Origin of the sequence: Allobosea sp. TND4EK4, assembly GCF_900156025.1 — a bacterium.
Taxonomy (GTDB): domain Bacteria; phylum Pseudomonadota; class Alphaproteobacteria; order Rhizobiales; family Beijerinckiaceae; genus Allobosea.
The window spans coordinates 457,959-474,506 of record NZ_FTMO01000002.1 but is presented as its reverse complement, the minus strand read 5'-3'; the positions used below and the strand labels follow the sequence as shown (position 1 = coordinate 474,506).

Annotated in this window: 13 protein-coding genes; 8 read left to right on the top strand and 5 right to left on the bottom strand. The window is 69.6% G+C overall.

Annotation, left to right across the window (positions count from 1 at the left end; genetic code table 11):
* The 4 genes from BW981_RS07250 to BW981_RS07235 all read left to right on the top strand — a co-directional run bounded on the left by BW981_RS07250 (nucleotide 1) and on the right by BW981_RS07235 (nucleotide 4,121).
* A complete protein-coding gene (locus BW981_RS07250) occupies nucleotides 1-978 on the top strand; it encodes a hypothetical protein (RefSeq protein ID WP_076437597.1) in 978 nt (325 codons plus the stop codon).
* A gap of 277 nt (nucleotides 979-1,255) precedes the next feature.
* A complete protein-coding gene (gene otnI / locus BW981_RS07245; RefSeq protein ID WP_076437815.1) occupies nucleotides 1,256-2,035 on the top strand; it encodes a 2-oxo-tetronate isomerase in 780 nt (259 codons plus the stop codon).
* Nucleotides 2,035-3,039: a glucokinase gene (locus BW981_RS07240; RefSeq protein WP_076437595.1), complete on the top strand. Its 1,005-nt coding sequence runs from the start codon at nucleotides 2,035-2,037 to the stop codon at nucleotides 3,037-3,039. Before otnI ends, BW981_RS07240 begins: the two co-directional genes overlap by 1 nt.
* A 35-nt stretch (nucleotides 3,040-3,074) precedes the next feature.
* Nucleotides 3,075-4,121 carry an acyltransferase family protein gene (locus BW981_RS07235; RefSeq protein WP_244560248.1) on the top strand — a complete coding sequence of 349 codons (1,047 nt, stop codon included), beginning with the start codon at nucleotides 3,075-3,077 and terminating at the stop codon, nucleotides 4,119-4,121.
* Here BW981_RS07235 and BW981_RS07230 read toward each other — a convergent pair.
* Complete coding sequence (locus BW981_RS07230) at nucleotides 4,118-4,462, bottom strand: hypothetical protein (protein ID WP_076437594.1); 345 nt, start codon at nucleotides 4,460-4,462, stop codon at nucleotides 4,118-4,120. The two genes, BW981_RS07235 and BW981_RS07230, sit on opposite strands and share 4 nt — an antisense overlap.
* A gap of 153 nt (nucleotides 4,463-4,615) precedes the next feature.
* On the opposite strand from BW981_RS07230, the gene BW981_RS07225 reads away from it, so the two are divergent.
* Both BW981_RS07225 and BW981_RS07220 read left to right on the top strand, forming a co-directional pair.
* Complete coding sequence (locus BW981_RS07225) at nucleotides 4,616-6,424, top strand: ABC-F family ATP-binding cassette domain-containing protein (protein WP_076437592.1); 1,809 nt, start codon at nucleotides 4,616-4,618, stop codon at nucleotides 6,422-6,424.
* Between the two features lie 163 nt (nucleotides 6,425-6,587).
* Nucleotides 6,588-7,334 carry a glucose 1-dehydrogenase gene (locus tag BW981_RS07220; RefSeq protein ID WP_076437590.1) on the top strand — a complete coding sequence of 249 codons (747 nt, stop codon included), beginning with the start codon at nucleotides 6,588-6,590 and terminating at the stop codon, nucleotides 7,332-7,334.
* Nucleotides 7,335-7,387: 53 nt separating this feature from the next.
* On the opposite strand, the gene BW981_RS07215 is transcribed toward BW981_RS07220, so the two are convergent.
* On the bottom strand, nucleotides 7,388-8,293 hold the full coding sequence (locus BW981_RS07215; protein WP_076437588.1) for a metallophosphoesterase family protein: 906 nt from the start codon (nucleotides 8,291-8,293) through the stop codon (nucleotides 7,388-7,390).
* Nucleotides 8,294-8,634: 341 nt separating this feature from the next.
* Here BW981_RS07215 and BW981_RS07210 point away from each other — a divergent pair, with 341 nt between their 5' ends.
* Complete coding sequence (locus tag BW981_RS07210; RefSeq protein ID WP_076437586.1) at nucleotides 8,635-9,123, top strand: NUDIX domain-containing protein; 489 nt, start codon at nucleotides 8,635-8,637, stop codon at nucleotides 9,121-9,123.
* Between the two features lie 23 nt (nucleotides 9,124-9,146).
* Here BW981_RS07210 and BW981_RS07205 read toward each other — a convergent pair whose 3' ends face one another.
* Nucleotides 9,147-10,688 carry an argininosuccinate lyase gene (locus BW981_RS07205; protein ID WP_076437584.1) on the bottom strand — a complete coding sequence of 514 codons (1,542 nt, stop codon included), beginning with the start codon at nucleotides 10,686-10,688 and terminating at the stop codon, nucleotides 9,147-9,149.
* A gap of 303 nt (nucleotides 10,689-10,991) precedes the next feature.
* On the opposite strand from BW981_RS07205, the gene BW981_RS07200 reads away from it, so the two are divergent.
* Nucleotides 10,992-11,492: a GNAT family N-acetyltransferase gene (locus tag BW981_RS07200; RefSeq protein WP_076437582.1), complete on the top strand. Its 501-nt coding sequence runs from the start codon at nucleotides 10,992-10,994 to the stop codon at nucleotides 11,490-11,492.
* A 114-nt stretch (nucleotides 11,493-11,606) separates the two neighbouring features.
* On the opposite strand, the gene BW981_RS07195 is transcribed toward BW981_RS07200, so the two are convergent.
* Both BW981_RS07195 and BW981_RS07190 read right to left on the bottom strand, forming a co-directional pair.
* Entirely contained in the window at nucleotides 11,607-13,697 is a 2,091-nt protein-coding gene (locus BW981_RS07195) for a hypothetical protein (RefSeq protein ID WP_076437580.1), read from the bottom strand.
* Between the two features lie 2 nt (nucleotides 13,698-13,699).
* Nucleotides 13,700-16,528: a DUF4159 domain-containing protein gene (locus tag BW981_RS07190; protein ID WP_076437579.1), complete on the bottom strand. Its 2,829-nt coding sequence runs from the start codon at nucleotides 16,526-16,528 to the stop codon at nucleotides 13,700-13,702.
* Between the last annotated feature and the right edge of the window lie 20 nt (nucleotides 16,529-16,548).

Genomic DNA, 16,548 nt, shown 5'->3' with positions numbered 1-16,548 from the left:
ATGATCGTTTCGCGCCTCAGCGCCGCCGCCTTTTTTCTCTGCCTCGGCCTCGCCGCGCCGGCCCATGCCGCAGGCGACGTCGCCGTCGAGGTGAAGAACGAGTCCGAGCCCGTCGCCTGCGCGGAGAAGGACAACGTCACCATCAAGGCGATCTCGCCGGAGGTCCGCCGCTTCCAGATCGAGGCCGCGCACCCCGCCTACGCGGCCGGCCTCGTGCGCGACAACTGGGACGCCGACTGGACCAATTGCGACATGAAGGGAGACCCAGCCTTCGCGCCGCCCACGCCACCCCGGCGCGTCACCTTCTGGGAGAGCATCGACTACTGGCTGGTCGGCTACACCTTCCCGACCTTCTGGCGCCCGGCCGACACGACGTTCCGCGTCGGCGACCGGGTCGAGAAGGGGCTGCATCTCGTCCAGCTCTGGAAGCTCGGCAAGGACAAGTCCTACGAGGTGCTGGTCGTCTATCCGCAGGACGGCTACTGGCGCGCCCGGCCGATGCCGCCGCAGACCCTCGGCTTCAACTCCTATGGCTCTTCCTTCCTGTTCGGGCCGATCGAGCAGGAGGGGCGCCCGGTCGTGAACATCAAGGAGATCGAGTTCGACCCGAAGACGATCTCCTTCAAGATGCACTACAAGGACGGCAATTCCGGCACGCTGACGCTCGCCAGCGTCGACGAGAACCGGATGGTGCTGGACGCCGTGCTCGACAAGCCGGTGGGCGAGGGCAAGGGCTTCGTCGCGCTGCGCTCGATGTACGTCACCGAGTTCAACAACGATGTCGCCCGCATCGCCATCCGCGAGCCCGGCGCCAAGGGCTGGCGCGAGGAGCCGCTGATGCCGTTCCAGGGCGGCAAGGCGACCGATGTCTGGATGGGGCGCACCAACTACTCGCGCCACAACACCTCCTCGCCGGACATGGTCTTCCGCCACTTCTCGGCCGATCCCAATCCGCCGGCAAAGCCGGAGAAGAAGTAGGTTCTCGTCCTCGCTCCACTGGCGAGCGTTGCTCCAGCTCGAGTCATCCCGGACAAGCCGCGGCAGCGGCGCCGGTCCGGATTCCATGCCGGAACCCTGATCGGAAGCGCTCCGGCATCGATCCCGGGCCTCCCTGCGGTCGCCCGGGATGACGGCGCGGGGTGTGGATCGCTGCCTCATCATCGGAACGCGGGACCACCCCCTCGCGTTGTGGCATGACGCGGGCGTCTTCACAGGCTAGCCTGCGATCAACGATGCCTCGACGCCTGGGATGACCATGCCGCGCTTTGCCGCCAACCTCTCGATGATGTTCACCGAATGGGATTTTCTGGATCGCTTCAAGGCGGCCGCGGAGGCCGGCTTCGAGGCGGTCGAATTCCTGTTCCCCTATGACCACGCTCCCGAGCAGGTGGGCCTCGCGCTTGCCGGCGGGGAGCTGGAACAGGCGCTGTTCAACCTGCCGCCCGGCGACTGGACCAGGGGCGAGCGCGGCATCGCGGCGCTGCCGGGGCGCGAGGCAGAGTTCCGCGCGTCGCTCGATACGGCGCTGCCCTATGTCCATGAGACCGGCGTGAAGCGTGTCCACATGATGGCCGGCATCGCCGATCCGAACGATCCGGCCGCCGAGAAGGCCTATCGCGAATCGCTGGCCTATGCCGCCGACAAGCTGGGCGAGCACGGCATCGACCTGCTGCTCGAGCCGATCAACGGCAAGGACATGCCGGGCTATTTCCTCAACGATTTCGAGCGCGCAGCGGCTTATGTGCGGGAGGCCGGCCGGCCCAACGTCAGGCTCCAGTTCGACATGTATCATTGCGAGCTGATCCATGGCGACGTGCCGGGCAAGCTCAGGGCGCTCTATCCGCTCGTCGGGCATGTGCAGATCGCCAGCGCCGCCGGACGGCATGAGCCGGATGCGTCGGGCCCGGATTATCCCGCGCTGTTCTCCGAGCTGGACGGACTCGGCTATGGCGGCTTCGTCGGCTGCGAGTACCGGCCGGCCCATGGCACGCTGGAAGGTCTCGGCTGGTTCGCGCCGTTCCGGAAGCCGCTGTGATGCGCCCGCCCTCGATCGCCTATCCGGTGCTGATCGCCGATATCGGCGGCACCAATTGCCGGCTGTCGATCGTCGAGGACCCGGACCGGCCGCACCGTCATCTGGCCCGCATCGGCACGGGCAGCTTCATGACGGCAGAGGAGGCCTTCGAAAGCGTTGTCGCGACACTGCCCCAGCGGCCTCTTTCCGCGCTCCTGGCCGTGGCGGGGCCGCTCGAGGGGCGCACCGCCCAGCTAACCAATGCGAGCTGGAGCTTCGACGGCCCGCGCATCGCCGAGGCGCTCGGCCTCAGGCAGGGACTGCTCGTCAATGATTTCGAGGCGCTGGCCGCGTCACTTGCCGTGCTCCGTCCGGGCGATGTCGAGACGCTGATCGCCGGCGAGCCGGAGGCCGGCGGCGTTCGCCTGGTCCTCGGGCCGGGGACCGGCTTCGGCGCTTCCGCGCTCCTGACGCATGGCGAGCGCGGCTTCCTCATCCCGACGGAATGCGGCCATATCGGCCTCGGTCCCGAGGACCCCGCCGAACAACGCATCTGGCCGGCCCTGATGGCGAAGGAGCCGCGGGTCACGGTCGAGACGCTGCTCAGCGGCGACGGGCTGGTGCGGCTGCACAAGGCCGTGGCCGCGACCTCGGGCATGCTGGAGCCGGATGTCAGCGCCGCCGACATCAGCCGCCTCGCTCTCGACGGAAACCCGGCAGCCTTGATGACGGCGGTCTGTTTCTGGCGCCTGCTGGCGCGCGTGGCGGGCGATCTGGCTCTCGCCTTCAAGGCAACCGGGGGGGTGTTCATCGCCGGCGGCATCGCGCCGCATCTAATGCCCCTCGCAGACAGGGCGACGATCAGGTCCGTCTTCACCGGCAAGCCGCCGATGGAGGAGCTGATGGCGCGCATCCCGCTGCATGTCGTGACGGCGCAGGACGCCGCCGAGCAGGGCCTTGCCGCCATCGCCGCCCATCTGCAGCGCTTCGGCCTCGACGATCCCAAGCGGTTGTGGTTTGGCTGAGCGGGTCCGCTCGCCAGCCCGAACGAAGATCCCGCGTGCAGCCCATCTCCTCCATCCAGGTCCTGCGCGCGCTCGCGGCGCTCATGGTCGCGATCCATCATGTGCAGCCCGATGCCGCGCTGCTGGCGGAGGCGACCGGACACTCCTTCCAGCGCAGCGATCTCCTGCCCTGGATGGCGGGCGTCGATATCTTCTTCGTCGTGTCCGGCTTCATCATGGTCCATGCCTCGCAGGACCTGTTCGGCCGCGCCGGAGCGAGCGGCGTCTTCCTGAGGCGCCGGCTGGCGCGGATCGTGCCGCTCTACTGGGCGATGACCAGCGCTTTCCTGCTCATCGCCCTCGTCAGTCCGTCGGTGCTGAATTCGGGTACGCCGAGTCTCGCGCAGATCGCCGGCTCCTACCTGTTCTGGCCGATGCTCTCGACGCAAGGCGTGGTGCAGCCAGTCTATTCCCTGGGCTGGACGCTGAACTACGAGATGCTGTTCTACGTCGTCTTCGCCGGCGCCCTGTTGCTGCCGGCGCGGTGGACCCTGCCGGCCGTCGTGCTGGCGCTCGCGGCGCTGGTGGCGAGCGAGAGCCTTGCGGGGCCGCTGCCGCTGCCCTTCGGCTTCTGGGGCCAGCCGATCGTGCTCGAATTCGCGGCCGGGATGGGCATCGCGCTGCTCCGCCGGAGAGGGCTTCGCCTGCATGGCGCGCTGCGCGTGCTGGTCGCCCTCGGCGGGATCGCGGTCTTGGTAGCCGCCGCGCATCGCGGTGAGGGGGCGGGGACCTGGAGCGTCGTCGCCTGGAACGGCTCGGCCGCCATCCTGCTCGTGCTGGCGGCCGCCTGCGGGCGGGACGGGCCGATGCCGCCGCAGCCGGTGCGCACGCTGGCGATGATCGGCGACGCGTCCTACGCGCTCTATCTCGTCCACCCCTTCGTCATCCGCGGCCTGCGCGAAATCGCGCTGCGGGCCGGCGGCCTGTCTCCGGAGCTTTACATCCTGATCGCGCTGACCGGCGCGATCGTGGCCGCGCTGCTGATCCATCGCTGGTTCGAGCGGCCGATGACGCGGATCTTCCGGCGCCGGCTCGGCGGCTAGTCCAGCTTGGCGCGCTTCAGCGATTGTCCGACGACGCCATTGTCCCGGATCCGCTGCGGGCGCATGGCCTTGATCGTCTCGACATGCTCGGGCTGCGGATAATAGCCGCGCTCCATGATCTCGAGCGCATATTCTTCATAGGTCAGGCCGAGCGCGTCCGCGTTCTCCTGCCGGCGGATGGCGATTTCCCGTGGCTTCTTCCAGGCCTTGCGGTGGGCGAAGCGCCAGTCGAAGGTCCGGCCGATGGCACCCGGTCCCAGCGTCGAGCGGCGCTTGCGCTCCTTCAGGGGTGGGCCGCCATTATGGCCGATCCCGATCGGGCGCTTGCGGGCTGAAGGCATGGCTGGCGTTCCGTGGTGCGTCGAGGGCAGGATAAGATGTCCGGCGCCCTCCGCAAGCGCCGTGCCATTGCCGCCCAAGGTGACAGGGAGGCCCCGCCGGTCTATCCCGCTCCCCTGTTCACAGGACCAGACGTCCTGCTCATCGGAAGAGACATGGCCCCCTTGCTGCATCTGCGCGACGTCGCGCTCACCTTCGGCGGACAGCCGCTGCTCGAGTCCGCCGAGATCGCCGTCTCGGCCGGGGAGCGCGTCTGCCTCGTCGGGCGCAACGGCTCGGGGAAGTCGACCCTGCTCAAGATCGCGGCCGGCATCGTCGAGCCCGATCATGCCGAGCGCTTCGTCCAGCCCGGCGCGACCATCCGCTATCTGCCGCAGGAGCCGGACTTCACCGGCTACAAGACCTCGCTCGCCTATGTCGAAGCCGGGCTCGGGCCGGGCGACGATGCCTACCGCGCGCAATATCTGATCGACGAACTCGGGCTCACCGGGCTGGAGGACCCTGCCACCATGTCGGGCGGGGAGTCCCGCCGCGCCGCGCTCGCCCGCGTGCTGGCGCCGGAGCCCGACATCCTGCTGCTGGACGAGCCGACCAACCATCTCGACCTGCCGGTGATCGAATGGCTGGAGCAGGAGCTGAAATCGCTGCGCTCTGCGATGGTGCTGATCAGCCATGACCGCCGCTTCCTGACATCGCTGTCGCGGGCCACCATATGGCTCGATCGCGGCGTGACACGGCGGATGGAGAAAGGCTTCGGGGAGTTCGAGGCCTGGCGCGACGAGGTGCTGGCGCAGGAGGAGCTCGACCGCCACAAGCTCGACCGCAAGATCGCCCGCGAGGAGGACTGGCTGCGCTATGGCGTCAGCGCGCGGCGCACCCGCAACCAGCGGCGGCTCGGTGAGCTGCATGCCTTGCGCGATCAGCGGCGCAACACGCGCGGGGCCCAGGGCAATGTCCGGCTGGAAGCGAGCGAGGCGCAGACCTCCGGCAAGCTCGTCATCGAGGCTATCGACGTCTCCAAGGCCTATGGCGACAACGTCGTGGTCAAGAACCTGTCGCTGCGCGTCGCGCGCGGCGACCGGATCGGCATCGTCGGGCCGAACGGCGCCGGCAAGACGACGCTGATCAACCTGCTCACCGGCGGGCTGAAGCCCGATACCGGGAAGGTGAAGCTCGGCACGGCGCTCGAAATGGTGACGCTCGACCAGCGCCGCGAGAGCCTCGATCCGGCGACGCCGCTGGGCGATGCGCTGACCGGTGGTGGCTCGGACCAGGTGATGGTCGGCGGCCAGCCGCGGCATGTCATCTCCTACATGAAGGACTTCCTGTTCCAGCCGCTGCAGCGGGGTACGGCGGTCGGGGCCCTGTCGGGCGGTGAGCGCGGCCGGCTGATGCTGGCCCGCGCTCTGGCCAAGCCCTCAAACCTTCTGGTGCTGGACGAGCCCACCAACGATCTCGACCTCGAGACGCTCGACCTCTTGCAGGAGCTGCTGGCTGACTACCAGGGCACGGTGCTGCTGGTCAGCCATGACCGCGACTTCATCGACCGCGTCGTCTCGGCCGTGCTGATCTCGGACGGCGATGGCGTCTGGACCGAGTTTGCCGGTGGCTATTCGGACATGCTCAGGCAGCGCGGACGCGGCGTCGGAGCGAAGGCGCGCACGCCAGAGAAGCCGGCGCCTGCCGCGGTCAAGGCCGCCCCGGCGGCTGCTCCCGCGTCGGTCGCCAAGCGCAAGCTCTCCTTCAACGAGAAGCATGCTCTGGAGACGCTGCCCAAGACGATCGAAGCCTTGCAGGCCGAAGCCGCCAAGCTCAACGCGGCCGTGGCCGGCGATCTCTATACCCGCGACCCGAAGCTCTTCGCCAAGGCGACGGCGCGGCTGGAGGAGGTTGCGCGGGAGATCGGCACGGCCGAGGAGCGCTGGCTCGAGCTGGAGATGCTGCGCGAGGAGCTGGGGGCGTAGTCTCTCCGTCGCACTCGGGTTTCAGCCGAGGATGGCGCGCCGCGCCGCCCGAGAATGACGGCGAGCCATCCCATTTCCGTATCCGTCCCTGCGTCAAAACGCATTTACCGCCGCGGCCGATCGCTTCAAACATCGCGCAACCACACAGCACGAGGACTGGACCATGAGACTCAAGGGCAAGACGGCGCTGGTGACCGGCGGGGCGCAAGGCTTCGGGCTCGGCATCGCGCAGGCTTTTCTGCGCGAGGGCGCGCGGGTCGCGGTGCTCGACATCAATGGCGAGAAGGCCGAGGAGGCCGCCGCCGCGCTGGGCGAGGGCGCCATCGCGGCGACTTGCGATGTCGGGCGGGCGGCGAGCGTGGACGCTGCCGTTGCGGAGGTGCTCGCGGCCTTCGGGCGCCTCGACATCGTCGTCAACAATGCCGGGATCAGCCACCGCAACCAGCCGATGCTCGACGTGACGGAGGAGGAGTTCGACCGGGTCTTCGCCGTCAATGTGAAGTCGATCTACCTGATGGCCAAGGCGACGGTCCCGCATTTCCGGGAGCATGGCGGCGGCGTGATCCTCAACATCGGCTCGACGGCCGGCGTGCGGCCCCGGCCGGGCCTCGCCTGGTACAACGGCTCCAAGGGGGCGGTGAACCTCTTGTCGAAGTCGATGGCCGTGGAACTCGCCCCGGACCGCATCCGCGTCAACGCCATCGCGCCCGTGGCGGGCGAGACACCGCTGCTGGCGACCTTCATGGGCGAGGACACGCCCGAGAAGCGCGCCCAGTTCCGCGCCTCGATCCCGTGGGGCCGGCTCTCGACGCCGCAGGACATGGGCCACGCCGCGGTCTTCCTCTGCTCGGACGAAGCCGAGATGGTGACGGGCACGGTTCTGACGGTCGACGGCGGCCGCTGCATCTGAGGGAGGAGCGGCAGTGGGCTGTAGGCAGTAGGCCGGAAAGGACGCCCGACGGCCTATTGGCGATTGCCGACTGCCTCGCCCATCAGCGCAATTTCCTGCCGGCGCACCACCAGGCCGGCGAGGTCGCAGCCCCGCTGGTCCAGCGTGATGCGCGGCGCCTTGCCGTCCCCCGCGATCCGGAAGAGGTGCCAGGCGGCGAGTTCGCCATGGCCGCGGGGGCCGAGCGACGCCGAGGGCACGCCGACGATCGGGAAATCGCGCTCCGGCCCCTGCCGCCAAGCCAAAGAGAAGGTGTGGTTGTGGCCGTGCAGGACGAGGTCCGCGCCCTTCAGCCGCAGCATCGTCTCGAAGCGCTCGGCATCGACCAGTTCGCGGGAGCGCCGCGCGCCGCCGGGATAGGGCGGGTGATGGATCAGCACGACGCGGATCAGGTTCTCGTCGCGCGCACGGTCGAGCAGGGCGGCGGTGCGCGCCGTCTGCTCGCGGCCGACGCGGCCTGTCGCCAGCAAAGGCAAGGTCGGCACCGCGCTGCTGACGCCGATCAGCGCGACCGGGCCGCGGCGGCGATACCAGGGATAGCCGGCGCCGCCATCGTCGCTGCCGCTCCAGGGCGCCAGCAGCTCGGCCAGGGCCTTCAGCGAGGAACGGGCATAGGCGTCGTGGTTGCCGGGGACGAAGCTGACCGTCTCGCGCGGGCCGAGCGTGTCGAGGAAGGCGACGGCGGTCTTGAATTCGTTCGGCAGGCCGATATGCGAGACGTCGCCGGTGCAGGCGATGTGGTCCGGCGCCTCGGCATGGATATCGGCGACGATGCGCGCCAGGACATCCATGTCATGGGCGTGCCGTCGCTTGCGGCGCCAGTTGATGTAACCGGTGGCGCGCTTGCCGAGCAGTTGATGCAGAGAGAAGCCCGCGAGCGGGCCGAGATGCGGGTCGGACAGATGCGCGAGCTTAAACACGCTCCAGCGCTTGCCCCCGCGGCAGCCCGCCCGTCAAGCGCGCAAATCGGCGCGGTGCGGGCGGCAGCTGCGGGCGATCAGTTGGCGGCGCCGGTCAGTTCCGACACGATCCGCGAATCGGTCATGGTGACGGCGGGCTTCCAGGTGTAGGCGGGCTTGGCCCTCAGGCGGGCGATGATGAACGAGAGCAGCATGATAAGGGTCCCCGGTGATGACGACGGCGGTATCTGCTCTATTTGTGCCGCGCGTGTGACAAGACAACGGGGTCTGCCCCAGGTCCGTTATGCGTCAATTGCATAGACAATTAACCCGCCGTTGAGAATCGCGCGAGGACAATCCGGATGCAGCATGAGCAAGAGGCAGCACGATCGCTTCCGCAGCGCGTCCTGACGCGCCTGCTGCATCTCTATTTTCGCATGACGCGGGCGATGACGCTGGGCGTGCGCGTCGTGGTGATCCGCGAGGAGCGGGAGGTCCTGCTGCTCAGGCATACCTATGTCGATGGCTGGCATTTTCCGGGCGGCGGGGTGGAGGTCGGTCAGACCATGCTCGAGGCTGCGGTGCGGGAATTGATGGAAGAAGCGGCGATAGACGCAGCGGGTCCGCTCTCCCTCCACGGCATCTTCTTCAATCGCGGCATGTCGCGGCGGGACCATGTCGCGGTCTTCACCCTGCGCGACTTTACCGTCACTGCGATCAAGCAGCCTGACCGGGAGATCGCCGAGATCGGCTTTTTTCCGCTCGACGCGTTGCCAGCCGGAACGACGGCAGCGACGCGCCGCCGTCTCCACGAGATCTCGACCGGGGCCCCGCCGACCGCCGACTGGTAGGCGATGGCGGGAGTGCCGAGAGGTCAGGGTGCGTTAACCAGCTTCGCGAAATCCCCGTCGAGTCTGGCCAGCCCGTCGGCGATACGCTGGCGCTTTTCCTTGATCCAGCTGTCGTGCCGGTCGAGCCGTTGGCGCGCCTGAGCCAGCATGCGGTCCATTTCGGCCGGCTGCGGGCCGCCAGAGGTGGCGCGGTTCCTGACGATCGCGACGGGGTCCAGCGTCGCGCGGAATTCCGCCTCGCTCATCGGCAGCTCGGCAGGCGACAGCTGCGCCTCGGCCGCCGCCTTGCGGTAGATCGCCTGCGCCTGCGGATAGGGGAAGTCGGTCGGCCTGATGCCGTTGGCCTTGGCGTAATCGACGACCTCGGACGCGAAATGGTGCCCGGCACGGAAAGGCAGGTGGTATTTGCGCATCAGCACGTCGGCGAGTTCCTGCGAGGCCGTCCAGTCGCTGTTGAGCTCGTCCAGCGCCCTTTGCGGGTCGATGGCCAGCGCCTTCAGGATGCGGTCGAGCCGCTGCAGCGTGCGCGTGCCGGCGTCGATCATGGCGCTGTTGGCCTTGGCGCTCTTGGCGTCGGGCATGCCGGGCGGGATATTGTGGGCCTTGAACACCGGCCCCGTCGCCAGCGCCAGCGCTTCGGAAGCCTCCTCACGCGTGCCGTTGAGCAGGCCCGGATTGCGCTTCTGCGGCATCGCGCTGGAGACGTAGGTGGTGCCGCCGCCGGTCATGCCGCCCTCGTCGCGCAACAGGATCCAGGGACGGGGTTGCGCATATTGCGTCATCACGTCCTGGATGAAGCCGCCGGTGTGAAGCGCGATGCTCGTGACGATGGCGCCTGTCTCGACCGGCAAGTCGGCCGCTGCGATCTGCGAGGCGTCATAGGCATTGTCGACGAGGCCCGCGAAGCCGAGATAATCGGCCATCCGCGCGCGGTCGAGCGGCCAGCTCGTGCCGTTCAGCACGGTCGTGCCCATCGGCGAGAGATCGACACGGGCATAGGTCTCGCGGATGCGCTGGGCGTCGCGGTCGAAGCCGGCGGCGAGGCCGAGCAGATAGTGCCCGTAGCTGTTGGGTTGGGCGGCGACGCCGTTGGTGTAGTTCGGCACGACCGTGTCCCGATGGGCGGCCGCGAGCTCGACCATGGTGCGCGTGGTGCGGGCGAGCTGGTCGGCCAGCGCCAGCAGCCGGTCGCGCATGATCGCGGCGCGATAGGTCGCGTGCATGTCCTGGCTCGAGCGGCCGGCATGGATCAGCGTGACCTCGACGCCTGCCTCCTTGATCATCAGCGGCTCGAAGGTGATGACGGTGGAGGGGCGCCTGGCGCCGGGCTGGTTGCCGGCCTCGATCACCCTGGCGATGCCCTTCGCGATCTTAGGGGCCAGAGCCTTGTCGAGCAGGCCCTGCTCGCTGTTGATGACGGTGCTCGCCTTGTTGAGCTCGCCCAGCCAGAAGAATTCGTCACGTGGCGGGCTCTTCCGCTCCGGCGACGGTTGCTGGGCGAGGGCGGGCAGGGCGCAGCTCGCGACCAGCGCCGCCAGCCCCGCGCGCATCAGCATCTTGACCATGATGTCCTCCCATAAGGCTTGCGAGCGGGATCGGGCGCCTGAGCGAGGCGCTCACCGCGTTTGGTTCGTCTGGTCCCGGCCTCGGAACGAATGGACCGCATCGCCGCCCTGGCCGCAAGCTGCCGCAAGGTTGCCGATGAAGCGATGGACGTGGGCGGGCCGCTCTGTTACAGGCCCGCTCCATGACCGCTCTGCACAGCCCCAGCGACCTGCGACGACCGACGCGCTGAACGCGCCTTTCGGGTTCGTGCGCTCGCGCGCCGGCCTTCGTCCTTCCCGCTGCCGCTGTGTTTCCCGGTCGCCATGACATCCCTGCCTTTGACCATCCGCCACGAACTGCCCGTGGACCAGGCCGCCATCGAGCGGCTGCATGAACGCGCCTTCGGGCCGGGCCGCTTCGCGCGCACCGCTTTCCGCCTGCGCGAGGGCGTGCCGGCCGATCCGGCGCTGTCCTTCGCCGCCCATGTCGGCACCTTCCTCGTCGGCGCGGTCAAGGTCACGCCCGTGATCGCGGGCGGCCACAAGGCGCTGATGCTGGGGCCGCTGACGGTCGATCCCGCCTTCGAGGGGCGCGGCATCGGGGCGGCGCTGATGAACCGGTCGATCGAGGCTGCGCGCGAGGCCGGGCACGATCTGATCATGCTGGTCGGGGACGCGCCTTATTATGCCCGCTTCGGCTTCAGGGTGATCCCGCCCGGGCAGCTCGTCCTGCCGGGCCCGGCCGATCCGGCGCGGTTCCTGGCGCTGGAGCTGGTCGAGGGCGTCATGGCGCAGCGCAAGGGTGCGGTCACGTCGGCGCGGTAGACGATCGTCATTCTCGGGCGATGCGGAGCATCGACCCGAGAATTTCATGCAGGGCGAAGCGCCAGAGCGCTTCTGCGATGCTCGGGCCGAACCCGGGCAAGGCGTCCTGCTCTCTCAGGCCTTGCGCCCGAAGCGCCGCCCGCTTTCGCCGACCCAGCCGGCGACGAGCGCGCCGAACAGCACCACGAGCCCGATCAATCCGATAAAGAGCGGCGAGATCTGCACGCCCCTCACGATGCCGGAATCGCTGATCCTGAGCCCGACCCAGTCGGCCCCGGCAAACTGGCTGCCCGAACGGATCGGCACGATGCGCGGGATATTCACGCCCGAATCGCCCTCCCGGCCGATGCGGCGGGAGGAGCCGCCGGTGGCCTGGGCGAGGGCCGCCAGAGCCTGCGGGTCGCTGACGACCTCCATCAGCTCGCGCGGGTTTTCGGGGCCGACGCTGGCGAAAGCCGTGAGGTTGTCGGCGGTGAGGCGGTGGAGCCCCTGTTGCGTCGTCGGGATGCGGGCGGTGAAGAGACCGGGCCGGCCGGCTTCGAGCGGCACCTGCCGGCTCTTGCCGTCGGGGCCGGAGACCGTCACCGGTCCCGGGTTCTCGCCCAGCGTCTGGCGCTCGACCTCGATCTGCCCGTTGCGCACGCTGGCGCGCAGCGCCTCCTCCTCGAGCTCGGGTTCCTTCATCAGCCAGTGGCTCAGGCGCCGCAGCAGGTCGAGATAAGGGCCGCCATTGCGGAAGCCGCGCGCCCACAGCCATTCATGATCGGAGAGGAAGAGCGCGACGCGGCCCTTCTGCTCCCGCGAGAGCATCAGAAGCGGCTTGTCGCCGGGGCCGGTCATGACCGGGGTGGCGCCGGCCCGGGCCTGGGCGCCGACCATGCGCAGCCATTCGCCCCAGCGCGGGGGCTCGACCTCGGAGCCCGGCAGATCGCGGGTGACGGGGTGGCGCTTGCCGAGATCGCTGACGCGGGCCTTGTAGGCCTCGTCGATGACGCTGCCATCCGGCACCGCCGGCAGGATCTGGCCGAGCGGGGTGCGCGCGAGCGTCTGCTGGCCGGCATATTCCGGGCCGGCGGCGACCATGAGCGCGCCGCCGTCGCGGACATAGCGGACGATGTTGTCGAAATAGACCAGCGGCAGGATCGACTGGTTGGCGTAGCGGTCGAAGATGATCAGGTCGAATTCCTTGATCTTCACCTGAAACAGCTCGCGGGTCGGGAAGGCGATCAGCGACAGCTCGTTGATCGGCGTGCCGTCCTGCTTCTCCGGCGGCCTGAGGATGGTGAAATGGACGAGGTCGACATTGGCGTCGGCCTTCAGCAGGTTGCGCCAGGTGCGCTCGCCCGGATGCGGCTCGCCCGAGACGAGCAGGACGCGCAGCTTGTCCCTGACGCCTTCGATGGTGATGACCGCGCGGTTGTTGGCGAGCGTCAGCTCGTTGTCGAGCGGCGAGGCCTCGATCTCGACCACGTTCGGCCCGCCCCGGTCGATCCGCACCGGGACCTGGACGACCTGCCCGGTGGCCACCTCGCGGCGCGCGATCACCTCTCCGTCGCGGCGGATCGTCAGCCCGGCGCGGCCGGGGCCGCCCTTGTCGACGACGCGCAGCCGGATGATCTGGTCCTTGCCGACGATGCCGAAGCGCGGGGAATCCACCGGCACGATGCGCCGGTCGATCTCGGCATTGCGGCCGGTGGCAAGGACATGCAGCGGCGCCTTGAGCCCCAGCGCCTCGGCATTGGGGGGAGTGTCGTGGGCGAGCCCGTCGGTGATGGCGATGGCGCCGGCGACACGCTCCGAGGGGACATCGGAGAGGCTGTTGGTCAGCGCCTCGAAGAGGCGCGTCCCGTCGCTGGAGCCTTGCGCGTCCTGCACTTCGACGACGCGCGGCTCGATGCCCGGAATGCCGCGCAACTGCCGCTCGACCTCGGCGACCGCCGCGTCGGTCTGGGCCGTGCGATCGGCAAGGCGGTTCGAGGCCGACCGATCGACCACGATCGGGACGACGTCCTTGACTGGCTCACGGTCCTCGAAGACGAGCGACGGATCGGCGAGCGCGACCGCCAGGATCAGGAGGGCGACCGCGCGCAGAACGGCGCTGCGGCCGGCCAGAGCGATGGCGGCGCCGGCGGCCAGCGCCGCCAGAACGGCAAGCCCGATCAGCAGCGGCAGCGGCACCAGCGGCGTGAAGGAGAGGCTCCACATCGCTACTGCCCCAACCTTTCGAGCAGGGCCGGGACATGGACCTGGTCTGCCTTGTAGTTGCCGGTCAGCGCGTACATCACGAGGTTGACGCCGCCGCGCAGGGCCATTTCGCGCTGGCGCGGGTCTCCGCCGGAGAGCGGCACGAGCCCTTCGCCGCGCCGGTCGATCGCCCAGGCCGAGGCGAGATCGTTGGAGGTGATGACGATCGGCGAGACATTGTCGCCGGCGCGCGCCGGGCGGCGGCCTTCCTCATCGGCCGGCGGGAGCGCCTCGACCCAGGTGGTGCCGGTGTCGTAGCGGCCGACGAGGCCGTCGAGCAAATAGAAGGTCTTGGTCAGCACATGGTCGCGCGGCAGCGGCTCCAGCTCAGGGATATCGAGAGTCTGCAGCATGCGCTTGAGCTGGTCGCCTTCGGGAGTCGTCCCGCCGCCCGGCCTGGCGCTCATCGCATCGCGCGTGTCGAAGATCACGAGGCCGCCGCCTTTCATGTAAGCTTCGAGCTTGCGCAGCATGTCGGGCGCCGGGATCGGGCGGCCCGCCACGATCGGCCAGTAGAGCACCGGGAAGAAGGCGAGCTCGTCGCGCTCGACATTGACACCGACCGGATCGCCCGGCTCCAGCGCGGTGCGGGCGGCAAGGATGGTGTTGAGCCCGGTCAGGCCCGCTTTCGACATGTCGTCGACCGCCCTGTCGCCGGTGACGGCATAGGCGAGTCGGGTCATCGCGCCATTGGCGAGCAGCTCGCGCGGGATCGGCGGCAGCGCCTGCTGCTGGTTCGGTTGTGGTGGCGGCGTCTGGGCACGCGCGGCATCCGGCAGGCCGAAGCCGCCGACCGTCAAGGCGAGCAGGATCGCGGCCGGCGCGACGGCTTTTCGCGCCCGGCGCAGTCCGAGCCGGCCGCCGAGCCAGAGTGTCGCCAGCGTGTCGGCCACAAGCAGCAGCAGGGCCAGCACGAGGAGCAGCGGGCGCATGTCGCGCGCCACCGGCTCGCTGATCGGCAGGACGGGCGCGCCGAGGCCGGCTAGGTCCAGCGCGGCGAGCTTGTCGGCGGGAGCCAGCGCGTTCACGGACAGAGAGCTTTCGCTGGGGCCGTAGAGCCCGGGCGGATGCAGCAGGCTGGCGCGGCCGGTGAAGCTGCGCGCGACCGGCTGGCTCGTCGGCGGCGGCGTGCGGAACTGGCCCAGGCCGTCGAGGACACGGGTGGGCGAGAGCGTCTCGACACGGGTTTCGTCGCCCTGCGTCGCAGGGGCGGGGCCTGTTCCCGAGAGATTGACGACCTTGCGTAGCATCTCGACGAAAAGGCCCGAGAGCGGCAGGTTCGACCAGGTGGTGTCGGCGGTGACGTGGAACATCGCGATCAGGCCGTCTCCGCGCCGCTCGCCGGTGACGACGGGCGTGCCGTCCTCCAGCGCCGCCCAGGTCTTGCGGGAGAGCTCAGGTTCGGGCTCGGCGAGGATCTGGCGGTTGACGCGGAGATCCTCGCCGATGGTCAGGCCGTAGAAGGGGCTCTCGCGCGTGAAGGCGGCAAGCTTGCGCGGTGTGTCCCAGGAGAGGCCGCCGCCCAGCGTGCGGCCGCCGCGCCGCAGCCGGACCGGCGTCAGCTCGTCCGAGGCGGTGGCGAGGCGCGGGCCGGCGAAGCGCAGCAGCACGCCGCCGCGGCGCACGAAATCCTCGACCTTGCCCGTGGTGTCGCGGTCGAGCGCGCCGATATCGGCCAGCACCAGCACGGAGAGATTCTGGGCCAAGAGCTCGCCGACCGGATCGGTCGAGCCCTGCCGCGGCTGGCGGACATCGGCATAGGGCTGGAGCGCGCGGGAGACGTAATAGGTCGGCGACAGCAGCGGCTGCGCGGTGTCGGCGGTGGTGCCGGAGACGATGCCGACCCGGCGGCGCTTGGCGCTGTCGTCGAGCAGCGCCACGGCGCCGGCGCTGCGCTGGCCCAGCACCTCCAGCCGTGAGACCGCGTTGCGGACCTCGATCGGCAAAGTGAGACGGGCGCTGGTCTCGAGCGCGTTGCCTTCGAAGATGAACGGCGCCTCCCCGAGCGAAAGGCCCTTGAGGTCGAGCGCGCGAACCTGCCCGGTCGCCGCGGCGGCGGGGTTCGGACGTAGCACCTTGACCGTCAGCGCGCCGGCCTGGTTTTCCGGGGCCGCAAGCGCGATCTGGTCAGCGGGGGCGGCATGGATGGCGAGGCGGCCGGCATCCGCCAGCGGCTTCAGTTGCGCGAGGAAGGGGCTCTCGTCGCGGATCGCGAGGCCATCCGTGACCCAGACCAGCTCGGCCTGCGGCTGGGCGCGCAGGAAATTCTCGATGCGGGGCCCATGCGCGGCCCGGTCCGGCGCATGCGGCTCCAGCGGCAGCGCGCGCAGCTTCTCCAGCGCGGCGCGCGGATCGGACAGCGCGATCTCGGCCGGGTTTTCGGCCAGGCCGAGAACCGCGACGGTGCGACCCTCGCGGGTGGCGGCCGCGATGCGGGATTCGGCCACGGCGATGCGGTCGGACCAGTCGCCGGCCGCGCCGAAGCCGTTGTCGATCACCAGCAGCATCGGCCCGCGAACAGCCGCGGCCTCGCGCGGCGGGTTCCAGACCGGGCCCGCGACGGCAAGGATGGCCAACGCCGCGATCGCCATCCGCAGGGCCAGCAGCCACCAGGGCGTATGGGCCGGCAGCTCACGCCTGGCGACGAGATCGGCCATGATCTTCAGCGGCGGAAAGTCGATCCGGCGCGGCCGGGGCGGGGTGACCCGCAGGATGAGCCAGAGCGCCGGCAGCAGGGCCAGCGCGGCCAAGGCCAGCGGCGCCGAGAAGGTGAAGGGCAGGGCGCTCAGCATGGGTGAGCCTTGAGGTCGAC

Coding starts and splice junctions, on each gene's coding strand:
- BW981_RS07250 (WP_076437597.1), top strand. CDS start 1: ATGATCGTTTCGCGCCTCAGCGCCGCCGCCTTTTTTCTCTGCCTCGGC.
- otnI (WP_076437815.1), top strand. CDS start 1,256: ATGCCGCGCTTTGCCGCCAACCTCTCGATGATGTTCACCGAATGGGAT.
- BW981_RS07240 (WP_076437595.1), top strand. CDS start 2,035: ATGCGCCCGCCCTCGATCGCCTATCCGGTGCTGATCGCCGATATCGGC.
- BW981_RS07230 (WP_076437594.1), bottom strand. CDS start 4,462: ATGCCTTCAGCCCGCAAGCGCCCGATCGGGATCGGCCATAATGGCGGC.
- BW981_RS07225 (WP_076437592.1), top strand. CDS start 4,616: ATGGCCCCCTTGCTGCATCTGCGCGACGTCGCGCTCACCTTCGGCGGA.
- BW981_RS07220 (WP_076437590.1), top strand. CDS start 6,588: ATGAGACTCAAGGGCAAGACGGCGCTGGTGACCGGCGGGGCGCAAGGC.
- BW981_RS07210 (WP_076437586.1), top strand. CDS start 8,635: ATGCAGCATGAGCAAGAGGCAGCACGATCGCTTCCGCAGCGCGTCCTG.
- BW981_RS07205 (WP_076437584.1), bottom strand. CDS start 10,688: ATGGTCAAGATGCTGATGCGCGCGGGGCTGGCGGCGCTGGTCGCGAGC.
- BW981_RS07200 (WP_076437582.1), top strand. CDS start 10,992: ATGACATCCCTGCCTTTGACCATCCGCCACGAACTGCCCGTGGACCAG.
- BW981_RS07195 (WP_076437580.1), bottom strand. CDS start 13,697: ATGTGGAGCCTCTCCTTCACGCCGCTGGTGCCGCTGCCGCTGCTGATC.
- BW981_RS07190 (WP_076437579.1), bottom strand. CDS start 16,528: ATGCTGAGCGCCCTGCCCTTCACCTTCTCGGCGCCGCTGGCCTTGGCC.